General features: G+C 57.2%; 22 protein-coding genes and 1 tRNA gene. 6 read left to right on the forward strand and 17 right to left on the reverse strand.

From position 1 onward, the window contains the following. Nucleotides 1–5: 5 nt before the first annotated feature. The 16 genes from E4O97_RS04280 to E4O97_RS04355 form a co-directional block, all read right to left on the reverse strand. On the reverse strand, nucleotides 6–398 hold the full coding sequence (locus tag E4O97_RS04280) for a type III secretion protein (protein WP_078820233.1): 393 nt from the start codon (nucleotides 396–398) through the stop codon (nucleotides 6–8). After that, the gene (locus E4O97_RS04285; protein ID WP_032878012.1) at nucleotides 399–614 is read right to left on the reverse strand and encodes a hypothetical protein; all 216 of its coding nucleotides are present in this window, start codon (nucleotides 612–614) and stop codon (nucleotides 399–401) included. Nucleotides 615–702: 88 nt separating this feature from the next. Then, nucleotides 703–1,296: a type III secretion system stator protein SctL gene (sctL, locus tag E4O97_RS04290; RefSeq protein WP_032878011.1), complete on the reverse strand. Its 594-nt coding sequence runs from the start codon at nucleotides 1,294–1,296 to the stop codon at nucleotides 703–705. Further along, nucleotides 1,274–1,855, reverse strand: a complete 582-nt coding sequence (locus tag E4O97_RS04295; protein ID WP_248160892.1) for a type III secretion protein — start codon at nucleotides 1,853–1,855, stop codon at nucleotides 1,274–1,276. The genes sctL and E4O97_RS04295 overlap by 23 nt, the downstream gene beginning before the upstream one ends. 13 nt (nucleotides 1,856–1,868) lie before the next feature. Next, nucleotides 1,869–2,669, reverse strand: coding sequence for a type III secretion inner membrane ring lipoprotein SctJ (gene sctJ / locus E4O97_RS04300; RefSeq protein ID WP_032878009.1), 801 nt, complete (start codon nucleotides 2,667–2,669; stop codon nucleotides 1,869–1,871). A 2-nt stretch (nucleotides 2,670–2,671) separates the two neighbouring features. Further along, nucleotides 2,672–3,043: a type III secretion protein gene (locus E4O97_RS04305; protein WP_078820234.1), complete on the reverse strand. Its 372-nt coding sequence runs from the start codon at nucleotides 3,041–3,043 to the stop codon at nucleotides 2,672–2,674. A 118-nt stretch (nucleotides 3,044–3,161) separates the two neighbouring features. Then, nucleotides 3,162–3,359 (reverse strand): type III secretion protein, encoded by a 198-nt coding sequence (locus E4O97_RS04310; protein WP_143508404.1) that lies wholly within the window; start codon nucleotides 3,357–3,359, stop codon nucleotides 3,162–3,164. 240 nt (nucleotides 3,360–3,599) lie between these two features. Next, nucleotides 3,600–4,523: a sigma 54-interacting transcriptional regulator gene (locus E4O97_RS04315; protein ID WP_078820235.1), complete on the reverse strand. Its 924-nt coding sequence runs from the start codon at nucleotides 4,521–4,523 to the stop codon at nucleotides 3,600–3,602. 323 nt (nucleotides 4,524–4,846) lie between these two features. Then, nucleotides 4,847–5,947, reverse strand: coding sequence for a redox-regulated ATPase YchF (gene ychF / locus E4O97_RS04320; RefSeq protein WP_005784608.1), 1,101 nt, complete (start codon nucleotides 5,945–5,947; stop codon nucleotides 4,847–4,849). A gap of 22 nt (nucleotides 5,948–5,969) precedes the next feature. Next, complete coding sequence (gene pth, locus E4O97_RS04325; protein ID WP_005784610.1) at nucleotides 5,970–6,554, reverse strand: aminoacyl-tRNA hydrolase; 585 nt, start codon at nucleotides 6,552–6,554, stop codon at nucleotides 5,970–5,972. 167 nt (nucleotides 6,555–6,721) lie between these two features. Beyond that, nucleotides 6,722–7,327 carry a 50S ribosomal protein L25/general stress protein Ctc gene (locus E4O97_RS04330; protein WP_005784612.1) on the reverse strand — a complete coding sequence of 202 codons (606 nt, stop codon included), beginning with the start codon at nucleotides 7,325–7,327 and terminating at the stop codon, nucleotides 6,722–6,724. 138 nt (nucleotides 7,328–7,465) lie between these two features. Further along, nucleotides 7,466–8,407: a ribose-phosphate pyrophosphokinase gene (locus E4O97_RS04335; protein WP_003208392.1), complete on the reverse strand. Its 942-nt coding sequence runs from the start codon at nucleotides 8,405–8,407 to the stop codon at nucleotides 7,466–7,468. 46 nt (nucleotides 8,408–8,453) lie between these two features. Then, a tRNA-Gln gene (locus E4O97_RS04340) sits at nucleotides 8,454–8,528 on the reverse strand. 37 nt (nucleotides 8,529–8,565) lie between these two features. Beyond that, nucleotides 8,566–9,414, reverse strand: a complete 849-nt coding sequence (gene ispE / locus E4O97_RS04345; protein WP_032878006.1) for a 4-(cytidine 5'-diphospho)-2-C-methyl-D-erythritol kinase — start codon at nucleotides 9,412–9,414, stop codon at nucleotides 8,566–8,568. A gap of 1 nt (nucleotide 9,415) precedes the next feature. Beyond that, entirely contained in the window at nucleotides 9,416–10,033 is a 618-nt protein-coding gene (gene lolB / locus E4O97_RS04350; RefSeq protein ID WP_032878005.1) for a lipoprotein insertase outer membrane protein LolB, read from the reverse strand. Nucleotides 10,034–10,037: 4 nt separating this feature from the next. Beyond that, nucleotides 10,038–11,762 carry a tetratricopeptide repeat protein gene (locus tag E4O97_RS04355; protein WP_248160893.1) on the reverse strand — a complete coding sequence of 575 codons (1,725 nt, stop codon included), beginning with the start codon at nucleotides 11,760–11,762 and terminating at the stop codon, nucleotides 10,038–10,040. 182 nt (nucleotides 11,763–11,944) lie between these two features. Between E4O97_RS04355 and hemA the strand changes: the two genes are divergently transcribed. From hemA to E4O97_RS04385, 6 genes are all read left to right on the forward strand, one after another. Next, on the forward strand, nucleotides 11,945–13,234 hold the full coding sequence (hemA, locus tag E4O97_RS04360) for a glutamyl-tRNA reductase (RefSeq protein WP_032878003.1): 1,290 nt from the start codon (nucleotides 11,945–11,947) through the stop codon (nucleotides 13,232–13,234). Next, nucleotides 13,231–14,313, forward strand: coding sequence for a peptide chain release factor 1 (prfA, locus tag E4O97_RS04365; RefSeq protein ID WP_032878002.1), 1,083 nt, complete (start codon nucleotides 13,231–13,233; stop codon nucleotides 14,311–14,313). Before hemA ends, prfA begins: the two co-directional genes overlap by 4 nt. After that, a complete protein-coding gene (gene prmC / locus E4O97_RS04370; RefSeq protein WP_216090716.1) occupies nucleotides 14,314–15,144 on the forward strand; it encodes a peptide chain release factor N(5)-glutamine methyltransferase in 831 nt (276 codons plus the stop codon). Beyond that, nucleotides 15,138–15,893 carry a molybdopterin-synthase adenylyltransferase MoeB gene (locus E4O97_RS04375; protein WP_032878000.1) on the forward strand — a complete coding sequence of 252 codons (756 nt, stop codon included), beginning with the start codon at nucleotides 15,138–15,140 and terminating at the stop codon, nucleotides 15,891–15,893. Before prmC ends, E4O97_RS04375 begins: the two co-directional genes overlap by 7 nt. Beyond that, on the forward strand, nucleotides 15,886–16,680 hold the full coding sequence (murI, locus tag E4O97_RS04380) for a glutamate racemase (RefSeq protein ID WP_078820239.1): 795 nt from the start codon (nucleotides 15,886–15,888) through the stop codon (nucleotides 16,678–16,680). Before E4O97_RS04375 ends, murI begins: the two co-directional genes overlap by 8 nt. A gap of 110 nt (nucleotides 16,681–16,790) precedes the next feature. Next, nucleotides 16,791–17,309 (forward strand): acyloxyacyl hydrolase, encoded by a 519-nt coding sequence (locus tag E4O97_RS04385; protein WP_005784623.1) that lies wholly within the window; start codon nucleotides 16,791–16,793, stop codon nucleotides 17,307–17,309. A 137-nt stretch (nucleotides 17,310–17,446) separates the two neighbouring features. On the opposite strand, the gene E4O97_RS04390 is transcribed toward E4O97_RS04385, so the two are convergent. Beyond that, the gene (locus tag E4O97_RS04390) at nucleotides 17,447–17,752 is read right to left on the reverse strand and encodes a YkgJ family cysteine cluster protein (RefSeq protein ID WP_248160894.1); all 306 of its coding nucleotides are present in this window, start codon (nucleotides 17,750–17,752) and stop codon (nucleotides 17,447–17,449) included. Between the last annotated feature and the right edge of the window lie 18 nt (nucleotides 17,753–17,770).

The raw sequence follows: 17,770 nt of genomic DNA on the forward strand, positions 1-17,770 counted from the left end.
TCTGATTAGTACGCGCGTGAACGTAGCGGGGTGGGTTTGAGGTTTTGGGCTGGACGAGCAAGACGCGCAACGATGGCGCGCCATGTGTCACGTTGGTTCAGCAGGGTCTCGAGGCAATTCAGTACGTGGGCTTCACCACGGTCGGTGCGCAGACTTTGAATCAGCCATAGCGCACCTGTGTCAGCTTTTTGAGCCAATGCACCCTGAAAATGGTTCAAGCTGGCAGCACCCAGGCGCAGCCAGCCTTGCAAGGCTGAGTTATCTGTCACCGCTGAGGTCAGTTGAACACCCAATAAAACGGCGTCACCCTGACGTCGCAAGGTGACTTCGTCGTCACCTTCAAATATGGCGATTTTTTCCTCCCTGCCGCTCAACCAGTCACCCACGAGCGCTTTCATTTACTGAAAACTTTCAATGGTTGTCTTGAGCATCTGATTGACTGTTTTACCGTGCTCACTATAAAGCGCAAAGGTGACCTCTCTGCGCGTTACTAAATTGTGAAACCGCTCGCTGTCTTCGGCCGCCAGGCTTTCTTCAAAACCGGACTTGAACTCTTTGTATGTAGAAGTTTTATTTCTGGCAATCGAATGAGTCAGCTCTTTGAAAAAATCCATGATTTCCCTCTGATAGCTATGTTGATGGGTGAATTTAAACAGTTAGTTCTGAGCGGAGAATATAAATAAAGTCTCTGTGCTCGTAGGATTAGATCTCGATCGAGTACTCTTTGCCCTGATTGAAAAAAGTGTCGAGCATGGCATTCCAGCTGATACGGAAGTCCCCCTCATCTGTTTTCAATACGAGTGTTTGAGGATGAACCGTGTCGTCGGCGTTTAACTTCCAGAATCTGCTCTTGTGACGGGCAAGGCCCTGCCTTATCTCCTCAAGATCATGGGGATGACAGAGCAACGTCGCACTGACTTCCTGAACTTGGCTATCCAGCAATTGTTTCAACAGCGCTGCGAGCCGTTGCGGGGCAGTTGTCTCGTCGAGCAGACAGCGAATGGCTTGGTTGGTGATGGCGGTCGCGTAGTGTTCAAGGTTGTCGCACATCGATTGACGGTCACGTTCCCATTGTTTGAGTTGAGCGTCGGCGCGTTGCCAGATTTCCAGTGAGGCTTGTTCAAGCATGGCCTCGCATTTTTTTTCGGTCATACGTATCAATTCGTCGGCCTGGGCATTGGCGTGGCTCAAGAGATGGTTGGCCTGTTCCCAATTGGCTAGCTCTTCGCGCGGGATAAGGTTGGCTCGCGTGCCGGATGCGTCCTTGCGTAACTCAATAGTATGTCGGCATAACATCGCTGCTTTCCTCATCCTTGCGAGACAGGGGCATGTTGTCGCTCGCCATGCTTGCGACGCGCCAGACGACGGCCTGCCAGAGGGTGTTCAATCGGCTGCTCGCATTTTCGAGTGGGGCGTCTGCTGTTTCAGCCTCGCTCACACGTGTACGGGGGAAACGCAATCGAAGGCGCTGCCAGGTAGCGGGCTCAACCCAGCTATGAAGTAGTCGCAGCGGATCGGAATGTGGGGGCAGCATGGAAGGGTGCAGCGCCATGGAGAGGCGCATGCACCACTCATGATGATCTTCACTCAAGGGTGATGCTGCCTGAGGATTGAACGTGTGGTTGGCCAATGCCAGCGCCAGGTTGAGTTGGTCCGTGGAGGCCAGGGCCAACCGAAGCACAGTGGCATGAGGTGCAGCCGGCAAGCAGGCGACAAAACCCGTAAGGTCTTCTGGCGCTGACCGACCGCTATAAAAAAGCCTTTCAATCGCACGATACTTGTCGCCTCTCCAGTCTTCGTGGGCCTGTTTCCAGGGAAAAGCCCACCATTGAGCCCAGGCCAGTTGCTCACGCATCAGATGATCGGGTCTAGGTGCCATGCGTTGGCCCCGTTGAGTTTCCTGTAAGCGCGGGCTCCAGATGAGGACGCTTGCGCCGCGCTTGCAGGAAGATCATGGCTGCCACGGCCGAAGCCAGACCGAGCAGCAAGATCATGATGCTGGATCGCCAGAATCCGAGATCGTCGCCGGGCACCAGGAAGGGGCCGAAATACACCAGGCGTTGTTGTTCCTGATAAGTGGAGGCCGGTACAAACACCACCGTGAGTTTTTGCGGGTTATCCACTGCGGTGGTCATCCCCGGGATACTGCTCGCCACCATTCTGCGGACCCGGGCGCGAATGTTGTCGGGGTCCAGGCGTGGATCATGCTTGATGAATACGGAAGCGGATGCGGGTTGGACCGGCTCTCCTGGCGCTATGCGTTCAGGCAATACCACATGCACACGTGCGACGATCACGCCGTCGATCTTGGATAACGTGGTTTCAAGCTCTTGAGATAAGGCATAAATGTAGCGGGCACGCTCTTCCAGAGGGGTGGAAATTACCCCTTCCTTGCGAAAGGTATCCCCCATAGTGGTCCGGGCGAGCCGGGGAAGGCCGGCGGCTTCCAAGGTACGTACGGCGCGCCCGATGTCGCTTGTATTAACCGTTACGACGACCCCGTCTTTGGCCGGTACCTTTTGCGCGCGAATATGTTTATCAGCCAATTCGGCTACAACCTCATTGGCTTCTTGTTCGGACAGTTGGCGATGCAGTTCTACCCGGTCACCACATCCGCTCAATATAAAAGTCATACTCAAAACTAAAGCGACAAGCAGAGAGTTATTCATGCTCAAGACTGCATGTTGCTGATCTTGTCAATGCACTGCGTTGTCTTGGCAAGACATTTCACCATCAGTTGTGTTGTAAGTTGTGCGTTATGTAACTCGCGTGGGTAATTTCCTATTGCCTCAACATCAATCCCCTTTTTGGTTGAGCGGATTATTTTTGCGAAGCCATCTCTTGAGTTGCTCAGGTGCTTTGATGCTTCTGTCAAAAGGAGTGAGCCTTCAGGCTTGGCAGAGATTGTGCTTGTGGGATGGGAGCCTTCGAACAGTGACGTGAAAAAACTGACGTCCGTACCGCCTGCCGATTGTTCCGGTGGCTTACGGTCGTGTTCGGTATTGCTGCTTTTCTGTGAAAAGCGGTCGTTTACTATTTGCATGGAGTGTCTACTCATTCAGGGTGGACAGCGGCTCTAGAGCACTAAAATGCTCTGTCGGGCCGGTTGGATGATTACCTTTCGGGCTGCAAAGCCTGAAAGGTAATCGATCACCTCGCGATTATTGGCCTGAGCCCGACCGGATCAATGCTTGAATATTTTTTACTTCAGCACTCTTCCAGCCATTTTTTATTGCATCAGCCTTCATTTTCTCGAAGATAGCTTCGGCTGAGCCCTCGTTCGCGCCTCCAGCTCCAACCATATTCCCTGAAGATGTCTGCGGTATAGAGCCTGTACCACTTCCTGCGCCAACAATCATATAGAAATCCTACTATGGGTTTTTGGGGTCTTTATTTTTCCATCGGTCAAATCACGGAACATCTACGTGTTACAGAGATTTGCTTCTGGCAACAACTGTGTGGCCCGTATTAGTAATGCGTTCCAGATGTTTCCAGGTCGCGATGTAACTAATTGTTTTCTTGAGTGGTTGTTTGATCAGGTCTTTGGCGATACAGGGTTTTTATGGCCTACTTATTAGCTGTGAGAGGAATGATTGAGCTTATGCCAGTGATATATTCAAGTGTTTCATCCTGTAATACAGCGTGCGCTTAGCGACCCCCAGTTCAATTGCTACGGTATCTACACAGTGGTGGTGGCGGTACATGGATTCTTCAATCAATGCTTTTTCAATTTGTTGGAGGCGTGTCTTCAGGTCCGTCTGAAGTGGTTGCTGTCTGCAGGCGGGAGTTGAGAGCGGCGGGAGGCCCAAGACGAACCGTTTCGCCGTCGAACGTAGTTCGCGCACATTACCCAGCCAGGAGTGACAGAGCAGTTGATGCAGCAGGCTGTCAGGAGGCGATGGGGCACTGCATTTGAACTGCTCCGCTTCTTCCTGAACCATTTCCAGAAACAACGGGATGATGCGTTCGCGCCGATATCGCAGGGCGGGGAGCTCGATGTTGACCACATTCAAACGAAAGTAGAGGTCACGCCTGAAGGCGCCTTGTTCGACCATGATTTGCAGCGACTGCTGGGCTGATGCGATGACGCGCATGTCCACGGAGATCAGCCGAGTCGAGCCCAGGCGTTCCACCCCACGGCACTCCAGCACGCGCAGGAGCTTGGCTTGCAGGTTCAGGGGCATGCTGTCGATCTCATCCAGGTATAGGGTACCCAGGTGGGCTGCTTCGACGAATCCAGCCCTTGATTGTATTGCCCCGGTATAAGCCCCGCTGTTGACACCGAACAACTGGCTTTCCGCGAGGCTTTCTGGGATTGCCGCACAGTTCACGGCAACAAAATTACCGCGTCGCCCCGATAAACGATGAATCCGCTGTGCAAGAGTGTCTTTTCCGGTGCCGGTTTCTCCCAGCAACAGAATGTCAACGTTGAGCGCGGCAGTGTTGTTAAGCGTGGTTTCAATTTCCGGACCTTCGATGAGTGAAACGTCTGTTTTATTATCCTTCTGGACGTAGGTCGACATGAATTGATACTCCCTGTTCGCTATTACTTCACTGTTGCAAATACGGTGTGCAAGCGCCATTTCAGTAGAGCGTAGATTATAAAAGTTGTCACTCGGTGTAGAGAGGTTTAAGCGGAGGAGTGATGTAGGAAAATGATGGTAAGTTAAGGCTTGTTGGTCGCAGGAATAAGTGCGGGGTTAATCGGTCGATTGGTAAGTAGGAATATTCTGAGAGTCTGTTTTTTTTGGGAATACAAGTCTTTTTTCATAAGCGCTCGCCCACAAAAAAGCCGATGCAATGCATCGGCTTTTTCTGGTCCCGCAGTCAATACCGCGGGTTGTACTTACACGTTAAAACGGAAGTGCATTACATCGCCATCCTTGACGACGTATTCCTTGCCTTCCAGGCGCCATTTACCGGCTTCCTTGGTGCCGGCTTCACCCTTGTACTGAATGAAGTCGTTGTAGGCGATCACTTCGGCGCGGATGAAGCCCTTTTCGAAGTCGGTGTGGATCACGCCGGCAGCTTGTGGCGCGGTAGCGCCAACCTTGACGGTCCAGGCGCGAACTTCTTCGACACCGGCGGTGAAGTAGGTCTGCAGGTTGAGCATCTCGTAGCCGGCGCGGATCACACGGTTCAGGCCAGGCTCTTCAAGGCCCAGGGCCTCAAGAAACATATCTTTTTCTTCGCCGTCATCGAGCTCGGCGATTTCAGCTTCGATCTTGTTGCATACCGGAACAACAATGGCGCCTTCTTCCTCGGCAATGGCCTTGACCACGTCGAGCAGCGGGTTGTTCTCGAAGCCGTCTTCGGCGACGTTGGCGATGTACATCACAGGCTTGGTGGTCAGCAGGTGGAAGCCCTTGATCACAGCCTTCTCATCGGTGCCCATGCTCTTCATCAGGCTGCGTGCCGGCTTGCCTTCGGTGAAGTGAGCGATCAACTGCTCCAGCAGGCCTTTCTGGACCACTGCGTCCTTGTCTCCGCCTTTGGCGTTACGCGCGACTTTCTGCAGTTGCTTTTCGCAGCTGTCGAGGTCGGCGAAGATCAGTTCCAGGTCAATGATTTCGATGTCGCGCTTGGGGTCGACGCTGTTGGAGACGTGGATCACGTTCTCGTCTTCAAAGCAGCGGACCACATGGGCAATGGCATCGGTTTCACGGATGTTGGCCAGGAACTTGTTGCCCAGGCCTTCGCCTTTGGATGCGCCAGCGACCAGGCCCGCGATGTCGACGAATTCCATGGTGGTCGGCAGGATGCGCTTGGGGTTGACGATCGCTGCCAGTGCCTCCAGGCGTGGGTCCGGCATCGGCACGATGCCGCTGTTGGGTTCGATGGTGCAGAAGGGGAAGTTCTCCGCCGCAATACCGGACTTGGTCAGGGCGTTGAACAGGGTGGATTTGCCGACGTTGGGCAGGCCGACGATGCCGCAATTGAATCCCATGGTGTTTCCCCTCGGGTAAAAGTCAGGCCTTCTGGCTGTGCAGGTTTTTCATCGCGCGGTTCCATTCACCGGCGAAGATATCCGGCAGCACGCCGAGGGCAAAATCGATGCTGGCATCGAGTTTTTCCTGTTCGGCGCGTGGCGCACGACCCAGGACGAAATTTGAAACCATACTGGCAACGCCTGGGTGGCCAATGCCGAGCCGCAGACGGTAAAAGGTATTCTGATTGCCCAGCTGCGCGATGATGTCGCGCAGACCATTGTGCCCGCCGTGTCCGCCGCCTTGCTTGAGCTTGGCAACGCCGGGTGGCAGGTCCAGTTCGTCATGGGCCACCAGGATTTCTTCGGGTTTGATCCGGAAGAAGCCCGCAAGCGCCGCGACAGCCTGGCCGCTGCGGTTCATGTAGGTGGTGGGAATCAGTAGACGAATATCCTGACCCTGGTGCGAAAAGCGCCCGGTCAGGCCGAAATATTTGCGATCGGCCACAAGGTTGATGCCTTGGGCGTGGGCGATGCGCTCAACAAAAAGGGCCCCCGCGTTATGCCGGGTCTGTTCGTATTCGGCGCCTGGATTTCCCAGGCCAACGATCAGTTTAATGGCAGTCACGACAGGGGCCCTTCCTTTGGAGTTGTGGATAACATCGCTACACCAGTGTGCGGCGAAAGTGGACGACAGGAGCTCACTTATCCAGAGATAAACTTCGCGTTGTTGCCCGCTTTCTCGCTACGTTTCGGTCCGCGATGTTCCCTCAAGCTCCTTCGTTGCAGAGTGTATTACTCGGCAGCGGTTTCGCCGGCTTCATCTTCTGCTACAACACGTGGCGCGTGGACGTTGGCAACAGCCTTGTCGTCGTTGTGAGCCAGTGCAACGAACTCAACGCCTTTAGGGGCCTTGAGGTCGGACAGGTGGATGATGGTGCCGATTTCAGCAGCCGACAGGTCGACTTCGATGAACTCAGGCAGGTCTTTCGGCAGGCAGCTTACTTCCAGCTCGGTAGTGGTGTGAGAAACAACGCCACCTTTCTTGACTGGAGCTTCTTCGCCAACAAAGTGCACAGGCACGATAGCGGTCAGTTTCTGACCGGCTACGACGCGTACGAAGTCAGCGTGCAGTACGTGGCCCTTGGAAGGGTGGCGCTGCAGGGCCTTGATGATAACGTTCTGCTTTTTGCCGCCAACGTTCAGTTCGATAACGTGGCTGTAGGCAGCGTCGTTTTCGAGCAGTTTAGCAACTTCTTTGGCCAGCATGCTGATGGATTCAGGGGCTTTGTCGCCACCGTAAACTACAGCTGGAACCAGGCTTGCGAGACGACGCAGGCGGCGGCTCGCACCTTTCCCCAGGTCGGAACGCACTTCAGCATTCAGAGTAAAATCGTTCATGTTGTATCTCCAAAATAACCACATTCGCCCCAGCGTTTGCGACCAGCGCTAAAGGCGATATGGGCAAAAAAGCCCCGCCCCAACAGTATGTTGGGGCGGGGCGCTTTTCGTCAGTGAGGTGCTCCGAAGGTTTGACCCTTAACGGAACATCGCGCTGATCGATTCTTCATTGCTGATGCGGCGAACCGCTTCGGCAACTACCGGTGCGATATCCAGTTGACGGATACGCGAACAGGCTTGAGCAGCAGCGGACAACGGGATGGTGTTAGTCACCACCAGTTCGTCCAGCATGGAGTTCTCGATGTTCTCGATCGCTCGGCCCGACAGCACAGGGTGTGTGCAGTAGGCGAAGACTTTTGCAGCACCGTGCTCTTTCAGGGCTTTCGCCGCGTGGCACAGGGTGCCGGCGGTGTCGACCATGTCATCAACCAGAATACAGGTACGCCCTTCGACATCACCGATGATATGCATCACTTCAGAGTGATTGGCTTTTTCACGGCGTTTATCGATGATCCCGAGGTCCACGCCCAGGGATTTGGCAACGGCCCGTGCACGCACGACGCCACCAATGTCCGGGGACACGATCATCAGGTTTTCAAAGCGCTGGTCTTCGATGTCATCCACCAGAACGGGGGAGCCGTAGATGTTATCTACCGGAATATCGAAGAAACCCTGGATTTGGTCAGCGTGCAGGTCAACCGTGAGAACACGGTCGATGCCTACCACGGTCAGCATGTCAGCAACGACTTTCGCGCTGATAGCCACACGTGCGGAACGCGGACGGCGATCCTGACGGGCATAACCAAAGTAAGGGATTACAGCTGTGATTCGAGTCGCTGAGGAGCGGCGGAAGGCATCAGCCATCACGACGAGTTCCATCAGGTTATCGTTGGTCGGAGCGCAGGTCGGCTGAATAATGAAGACGTCTTTACCGCGGACATTTTCATTGATCTCGGCTGTAATTTCGCCGTCGGAAAACTTACCGACAGAGATGTCACCGAGAGGGATATGCAGCTGACGTACGACACGTCGAGCCAGATCGGGGTTGGCATTCCCCGTAAAGACCATCATCTTGGACACGCGCAGTACCTAGAGGCTGAGGGTAACCTGGATGAGTATTAGAAAATGGCAGGGGCGGCTGGATTCGAACCAACGCATGGCAGGATCAAAACCTGCTGCCTTACCGCTTGGCGACGCCCCTGTATCTGTTGCAACGAGTGCCTAACACTCGATTCCTTTTAGAGCAGACTTTGCAGCTTGCGATGCAACATCGAAACGTTGCTTCCCTTTGCTACAAACCCTGTAAGGGTCTCTGTAAGAAGGGCCGAGACTTTATCAGCTTCAGCTTTGCTTGGGAAGCCCCCAAACACACAACTTCCAGTTCCGGTTAATTTTGCTTCGGTAAATTTACCTAACAAATTCAAAGCGTTACGTACCTCTGGATAACGCCTTGCTACAACCGGTAAGCAGTCATTTCGACTGTTTCCCTTGGGAACGGGGCGCACTTTAATGGGAGAAGAGTTACGTGTCAACAACGGATCTGAAAAAATTTCTGCTGTACTTACAGATACTTGCGGCACAAGCACGACATACCAAGGTTCTTCGGGCTCTACAGGGGTAAGTTTCTCCCCTACGCCCTCAGCAAACGCGGCGTGGCCGCGCACGAAAACCGGGACGTCCGCGCCCAGCGTCAGGCCCAGCACAGCCAGGCGATCGTGGTCCCAGCCCAGTTGCCACAAGTGGTTCAGCCCCAGCAACGTCGTTGCAGCATTCGAGCTCCCGCCCCCGATACCTCCGCCCATGGGCAGGATTTTGTCGATCCAGATATCTATCCCGAGCGGGCAGCCGGATTGTTGCTGAAGTTTTTTCGCCGCCTTCACGATCAGATTGCTGTCGTGGGGCACGCCTTCGAATTCGGTGTGCAGCTGGATCACGCCATCGTCGCGTACGGCGAAGGTCAGCTCATCGCCATAGTCGAGGAACTGAAAGAGGGTCTGCAGCTCGTGATAGCCATCTTCACGGCGACCAAGAATATGCAGCATCAGATTGAGTTTCGCAGGCGAGGGCAGGGTCAGGCGTTCTGTCACGTTATTGCCCCAACTTGCGCGGTTGCCAGTCCTTGATCACCAGCGTGACATCAAGGTCGGTGCCGTGCAGCTTGATGCGCTCGGGCAGCCAATAGCCGTTCTGTTGCACGTAGCTCAGGTACTCCACCTGCCAGCCGTCCTGCTCCAGGGAGGCAAGGCGACTGTCGCCATTGAGGCTCAGGCGACTTTTGCTCTCGGGCGCCGGAAGACCGCGCACCCACCAGACCAAATGCGAGACAGGCAGCTTCCAGCCGATCTGCTGCTCCAGCAGTTCCTCCGGGGAGGTCGCTTCATAGCGGCCCTGGTTGGCCACTTCCAGGCTCACCTGCCCCGGCCGGCCCGTCAGGCGAGCCGCCCCCCGGCCCAGCGGGCCCGAGAGGCGAATGTCGTAATAATCCTGGCGTTGCAGCCAGAACAGGGTGCCGCTGCCGGAATCTTTCGGCGCGCGAACCCCGACCTTGCCCTCGATCTGCCAGCCGTCGATGCTGCTGAGCTGATCCTTGTGTTGTTGCCATTGCGCCGGGTTGCCCTGGCCTTCAACGGATTCACGGGTGCCTACGCCCGCGCAACCGGCGAGCAGGGCGATAAAACTGAAGACGATAATGTGGCGCAAGAACATAAGCTTAAAGGGTCTCGGATCCGGTCAGGCGCTTGATGGTGCCGCGCAGGATTGGGCTTTCGGGTTGTTCCTTGAGGAATTTTTCCCAGATTTGTCGTGCTTCGCGTTGCTTGCCCTTGGCCCAGAGCACTTCGCCCAGGTGCGCGGCAACTTCTTGATCGGGAAAGCGCTCCAGTGCCTGGCGCAGCAAGCGCTCGGCCTCGTCGAGGTTGCCCAGGCGGTAATTCACCCAACCCAGGCTGTCGAGTACAGCCGGGTCTTCAGGGTTGAGCGCATGGGCCTGTTCGATCAGTACCTTGGCTTCGGCGTAACGCGTGGTGCGGTCGGACAAGGTATAACCCAGGGCGTTGAGTGCCATGGCGTTATCCGGGTCGCGCTTGATGATCAGGCGCAGGTCCTTTTCCAGCTGGGCCAGGTCATTGCGTTTTTCAGCCTGCATGGCGCGGGTGTACAGCAGGTTCAAATCGTCGGGATATTGCAACAAAGCTTGTTGCAGCAGCTTCCAGGCGCGTTCGCCCTGCTTGTTGGCCGATAAGGTCTCGGCCTGGATCAAGTACAGTTGGATGGCGTAGTCCGGCTCGGCATCGCGGGCCGCCGCCAGTCGTTTTTCCGCTTCGTCGGTACGGCCATTGCTCATCAGGATGTCGGCCTGGCGCAACTGGGCGGGCAGGTAGTCATTGCCGGGGCCGACCTGGGCGTACTCGAGCAGGGCGGCCTGCGGGTCGTTGCGTTCTTCAGCGATGCGGCCCAGGTTCAGGTGCGCCGAGTCGACATGGCTGTCACGTTCAATCAACTGTTCCAGGTAGCCCTTGGCCTCATCCCAGGCTTTGGCTTCCAGGCACACCAGGGCCAGCGAATAGCGCAGTTCGTCGTCGTCGGGGTATTGCTGGACCAGGTTGGCGAACTGCACCTTGGCGTCTTCCATGCGGTCCTGCTCAACCAGCATTCGCGCATAAGTCAGGCGCAGGCGCTTGTCGTCCGGGTATCTCTTGATGCTTTTTTCCAGCAGAGGAATCGCTTCCTTGCCGCGGTTGAGGTTCTGCAGCAGGCGTGCTCGCAGCAGGATCGGCGCGATCTCGCCGTCTTCCGGCGGGTTCTGTTCAAGCAATTTGAGTGCGGCGTCGGCTTCGTCATCCTGTTGCAACAGCAAGGCTTTGCCGAAAATCAACTGGCTGTTCTTCGGATGCTTTTGCAGCAGGCGGTCGAAGCTCTTCATCAGGCCATTGCGGGTGTCCTGATCGGTGTCGGCGGCCGACAGCGCCAGGAAGTCGAAATGCGTGTCGCCCTTGCCCTGCAGGACTTTCTCCATATAGACCATAGAGTCGTCATAGCGGCCCGCACGCGCCAGTTGCACGGCGGCGGCGCGCTGGGCTTCCAGATCATCGGTGGCATTTTTTGCCCAGATCAGCGACGTATCCAGCGCAGCCTGGTCGGCGCCCAGGTATTCGGCGATGCGAAACGCCCGCTCGGAAATGCCCGGATCCTGGGTGTTGATGGCCTGGGTCACGTAATTATCCAGCGCAATATCGAAACGATTACGCTGGCCGGCCAGTTCCGCGGTCAGCAGGCTGTAGATCGTTTCTTCACTGAACGAGGAATAAACCTTGGGCTTTTCAGGGGCGGGGGAGGTGTCTTCTACCGGCGGCGTAGCCTCCGGCGACACGGGTGCCATGGCCTGGCAGCCGCTGAGAAAGACAAAAGCAAGGAGCAACGCGGAAGATCTATTCATATAGGAAGAGGACGACTAACCTGCGGTCGGATCATCATGACACAAGCCTTCGGCCAAACATAACCGAGTCTCAGTGGAGGCCTTTATAGGCATAACGCATTAGGACAATAGACGACGGTGGTTGTTCTGGATCTTTCGAAGTAGGACAATTGTCGGCTTCCCGACATCATCAGCGATATTGAATGGCCTTCCTCGCACTCGGTATTAACCACAAGACTGCCTCCGTAGACGTGCGCGAGCGCGTGGCGTTTACGCCAGAGCAGTTGGTTGAGGCCTTGCAGCAGCTCTGCCGGCTCACCGACAGCCGCGAAGCTGCGATCCTTTCGACCTGCAATCGCAGCGAGCTCTATATAGAGCAGGAACATCTTTCAGCGGATGTGGTACTGCGCTGGCTGGCCGATTATCACCATTTGAGCCTCGATGACCTGCGCGCCAGTGCCTATGTGCATGAAGAGGATGCGGCAGTTCGTCACATGATGCGTGTGGCGGCCGGTCTCGACTCGCTGGTGTTGGGCGAACCGCAAATTCTTGGCCAGATGAAGTCTGCCTATGCCGTAGCGCGTGAGGCCGGCACGGTCGGCCCGCTGCTGGGGCGCCTGTTCCAGGCCACCTTCAATTCGGCCAAGCAGGTGCGTACCGACACGGCGATCGGCGAAAACCCGGTGTCGGTGGCCTTTGCCGCTGTCAGCCTGGCCAAGCAGATTTTCAGCGACTTGCAGCGCAGCCAGGCGCTGCTGATCGGTGCCGGTGAAACCATTACCCTGGTAGCCCGGCACCTGCACGATTTAGGCGTGAAGCGCATCGTTGTCGCCAACCGCACGCTCGAACGGGCGAGTATCCTCGCTGAACAGTTCGGGGCCCATGCCGTGCTGTTGTCAGACATCCCGGCTGAACTGGTACGCAGTGATATCGTTATCAGCTCCACCGCCAGTCAGTTGCCGATCCTCGGCAAAGGTGCGGTCGAGAGCGCGTTGAAACTGCGCAAGCACAAGCCGATCTTCATGGTGGATATCGCCGTTCCCCGGGATATCGAACCCGAAGTCGGCGAGTTGGACGACGTTTACCTCTATAGCGTCGACGATCTGCATGAAGTGGTCGCCGAGAACCTCAAAAGCCGCCAGGGTGCCGCCCAAGCCGCTGAGGAGATGGTCAGCACCGGTGCTGAAGATTTCATGGTGCGCCTGCGTGAATTGGCGGCGGTGGATGTGCTCAAGGCGTATCGTCAGCAGGGCGAGCGCCTGCGTGATGAAGAGTTGCTCAAGGCCCAGCGTCTGCTCGCCAACGGCAGCAGCGCCGAAGAGGTGCTGATGCAATTGGCCCGTGGCCTGACCAACAAACTGCTCCATGCACCCAGCGTTCAGTTGAAAAAGCTTACCGCCGAAGGCCGCCTCGATGCGCTGGCCATGGCTCAGGAACTCTTTGCCCTCGGTGAGGGCGCGTCAGACAGCTCTTCGGATAAAAAACCGCAATGAAAGCGTCACTGCTCAATAAACTGGACGTGCTCCAGGACCGTTTCGAAGAACTGACCGCCTTGCTCGGCGACGGCGAGGTCATTTCTGATCAGGCCAAGTTTCGCGCTTATTCCAAGGAGTACGCCGAAGTTGAGCCGATTGTAGCCACCTACAAACATCTCACCAAAGTGCAGGCTGACCTCGAAGGCGCTCAGGCGCTGCTCAAGGACAATGACCCGGACATGCGTGAAATGGCCGTGGAAGAAGTCCGCGAGGCCAAGGAAAAACTCGCCGAACTGGAAGGCGACCTGCAACGCATGTTGCTGCCCAAGGACCCCAACGACGGGCGCAACGTGTTCCTCGAAATCCGCGCCGGTACCGGTGGCGACGAGGCGGCGATTTTCTCCGGCGACCTGTTCCGCATGTATTCGCGCTACGCCGAACGACGCGGCTGGCGGGTCGAGATCCTGTCCGAGAACGAAGGTGAACACGGTGGCTATAAAGAAGTCATTGCTCGGGTCGAAGGTGACAACGTCTACGGCAAGCTGAAGTTCGAATCCGGCGCCCACCGTGTGCAGCGTGTCCCTGCGACTGAGTCCCAGGGCCGTATCCATACCTCGGCGTGCACCGTAGCGGTGTTGCCTGAGCCGGACGAGCAGGAGGCCATCGAGATCAACCCCGCGGACTTGCGTGTCGACACCTACCGCTCGTCGGGCGCCGGTGGCCAGCACGTCAACAAGACCGACTCGGCGATTCGGATTACCCACTTGCCGTCGGGCATCGTGGTGGAATGCCAGGAAGAACGTTCCCAGCACAAGAACCGGGCGCGGGCCATGTCCTGGCTGTCGGCCAAATTGAACGACCAGCAAACCAGCGCCGCCGCCAACGCGATTGCCAGCGAGCGTAAGCTGCTGGTGGGCTCGGGCGATCGCTCCGAGCGCATCCGAACTTACAACTTTGCCCAAGGCCGGGTGACCGACCATCGTGTCAATCTCACCCTTTATTCCCTGGACGAGATTCTCGCTGGTGGCGTGGATGCGGTAATCGAGCCGTTGCTCGCCGAATATCAGGCGGATCAACTGGCCGCGATAGGTGAATAAATGACCATCATAGCCAGCCTGCTGCGCGCGGCCGACCTGCCCGATTCGCCCACCGCGCGCCTGGATGTGGAACTGCTGCTGGCCGCCGCCCTGGGCAAGTCCCGCAGCTACCTGCACACCTGGCCGGAAAAGATCGTCAGCAGCGAAGACGCCCTGACCTTTGCCGACTACCTGCAGCGCCGCCGCAGCGGCGAGCCGGTGGCCTATATCCTCGGCCAGCAAGGCTTCTGGAAGCTGGATCTGGAAGTCGCGCCGCACACGCTGATTCCGCGTCCGGAAACCGAATTGCTGGTGGAAGCCGCTCTAGAACTGCTGCCTGCTACCCCGGCCAAAGTCCTGGACCTGGGCACCGGCAGTGGCGCCATTGCCTTGGCGTTGGCCAGCGAACGCCCGGCCTGGCAAGTCACCGCCGTTGATCGCGTGCTCGAAGCGGTGGCCCTGGCCGAGCGCAACCGCCAGCGTCTGCACCTCAATAACGCGACGGTGCTGAACAGCCATTGGTTCAGCGCCCTGCAAGGCGATCGCTTTGACTTGATCATCAGCAACCCGCCCTACATTGCCGACAACGATCCGCACCTGGTGGCGGGGGATGTACGGTTTGAGCCGGCGAGCGCCCTGGTGGCCGGGCCTGATGGCCTGGACGATTTGCGCCTGATCATCAATGAATCACCTGCCTATCTGAATGCTGGCGGCTGGCTGTTGCTTGAGCACGGCTACGACCAGGCCTTGGCTGTGCGTGACTTGTTGTTGAGCCAGGGTTTTGAAGGCGTACACAGTCGTATCGATCTTGGCGGTCACGAACGTATCACCCTGGGGCACCGACCGTGCTGACCGATCAGGAGCTGTTGCGTTATAGCCGGCAGATTCTGTTGCAGCATGTCGACATCGAAGGGCAGTTGCGCCTGAAACAGAGCCGCGCGTTGATCGTCGGCCTCGGTGGCCTGGGCGCTCCGGTTGCGCTCTACCTCGCCGCTGCCGGTGTAGGTGAGCTGCACCTGGCGGATTTTGACACGGTCGATTTGACCAACCTGCAACGCCAGATCATCCATGACACCCACAGCGTAGGGCAGACCAAGGTTGATTCGGCCATGCGTCGCCTGAACGCGCTCAACCCTGAAATCACCCTGACCGCCCATCGCGTGGCGCTGGATGCTGATTCGCTGGTCTCTGCAATCGGCGCGGTGGATGTGGTGCTCGATTGCAGCGACAACTTCTCTACCCGCGAAGCGGTGAATGCGGCCTGCGTCGTGGCGGGCAAGCCATTGATCAGTGGCGCGGCCATTCGCCTTGAGGGGCAATTGTCGGTGTTCGACCCGCGTCGCGCCGACAGCCCGTGCTATCACTGTTTATACGGGCACGGCAGCGACACCGAACTGACCTGCAGCGAAGCCGGTGTGGTCGGGCCGTTGGTGGGGCTGGTCGGTAGCCTGCAAGCGCTGGAAGCCTTGAAGCTGTTGGCAGGTTTCGGTGAGCCGCTGGTGGGTCGCCTGTTGCTGATCGACGCCTTGACCACGCGTTTTCGCGAATTGCGCGTCAAGCGCGACCCGGGTTGCAGCGTGTGTGGAACCCGGCATGGTTAAGGGCGCGCCCATCGGTGTGTTCGACTCCGGCGTCGGCGGCCTGACGGTGCTGGAGGAAATCCAGCAGTTATTGCCCCATGAATCGCTGCTGTATGTGGCCGACTGCGGGCATATCCCCTATGGAGAGAAAACGCCCACTTTCATCCTTGAGCGTTCTCGAACCGTCGCCGAGTTTTTCCGCGAGCGCGGTGCCAAGGCATTTGTGATCGCGTGTAACACCGCAACGGTCGCCGCCGTTGCCGATTTGCGCCAGGACTACCCAGATTGGCTCTTGGTCGGCATGGAGCCTGCGGTCAAGCCCGCTGCTGCCGCTACCCGCAGCGGCGTGGTGGGTGTGCTCGCCACCACCGGCACGCTGCAAAGCGCCAAATTCGCGGCCTTGCTCGACCGCTTCGCCACTGATGTACGAGTGGTGACCCAACCCTGTCCGGGCCTGGTGGAGCTGATTGAAGCCGGCGACCTGAACAGCCCGGCTTTGCACATACTGTTGCAGGGCTATATCGAGCCACTGCTCAGCGCCGGTTGCGACACCATCATCCTGGGTTGCACCCACTATCCCTTCCTCAAGCCGCTCCTGGCGCAGATGCTGCCCCCCAGCATTATCCTGATCGACACCGGCGCCGCCGTGGCGCGCCAGCTCAAGCGCTTGCTGGATGGGCGCGACCTGCTGGCAGCTGGCAATCCCGACACTGCACAGTTCTGGACCAGCGGCGATCTGACCCACCTAAGAAATATCCTACCGACACTTTGGAAACATCCCGGAGTTGTGCGAAGCTTTGGCTCGTGAAAATTTCGTGAAATGGTGCTGATAAAAGCTGAACTTCCGGCTCTACGTCAGCTTCTATAGCCAGTTAGCCTGTTTAAAACTATATAACTTCGTTTGGAAGGATGTTTCTTATGAAGCGCTTGTTCTGTTTGGCTGCGATTGCGGCCGCTGTGTTGGGACACTCTGTTTCAGCCCAGGCCGCCGGCCTGGAGTTCGGGTTGGGGAGTACCAGTGATTCGACGTTGACCTATCGACTGGGCCTGACTTCGGATTGGGATAAAAGCTGGATGCAAAGCGATGTTGGCCGTCTGACCGGCTACTGGAGCGGCGCCTACACGTATTGGGAAGGTGATGACCGTGCAGGTGCCAGCAGCCTGTCGTTCTCGCCGGTGTTTGTGTATGAGTTTGCCGGCCAGTCAGTCAAGCCCTACATCGAAGCCGGTATCGGCGTGGCGGTGTTCTCCCGCACTCGGCTGGAAGACAACAACATCGGCCAAGCCTTTCAGTTCGAAGACCGCCTGGGTTTCGGCCTGCGGTTTACCGGTGGGCATGAAGTGGGTATTCGCGCCACGCACTATTCCAACGCCGGCATCAGCAGCAATAACGATGGGGTAGAGAGCTACTCGTTGCACTACACCATGCCGTTGTAATTCAACAACAACGAAGCCCCCCCTGTGGGAGCGGGCTTGCTCGCGAAAGCGGTGTATCAGCTAGCACATGCATAGACTGACCCACCGCCTTCGCGAGCAAGCCCGCTTCCACATTTAGATCTTTGCTCATTGCAGGATCAGCGGTAGACCGTCGCGATGCCTTCTCGCTCTTCAAGACACTCCGGCGCTCCCATCTCGAACTCCCGGCAAATCAGCGGTCGAAGCGCATAGATCGTGCACATCATCGTGTCTCGATCCAGTGCCGCGCACCAGCCGTCGTCCAGGCGCAGCATCACTTCGCCGCCCCACTCATCGGTATCGATAAAGCGCTGCGGCACGCCGGTGTCGGTGATCAGCATGACTTCCAGCTGACAGCAGCAGGCCGCGCACGTCGAGCAGGTGACGGCCGGTTTAGTGATTTGGATATGGGGGATGTTGGTCATAGCCGCGCAGTGTAAGGC

Source organism: Pseudomonas sp. W15Feb34 (assembly GCF_023127765.1).
GTDB classification, from domain to species: Bacteria; Pseudomonadota; Gammaproteobacteria; order Pseudomonadales; family Pseudomonadaceae; genus Aquipseudomonas; species Aquipseudomonas synxantha_A.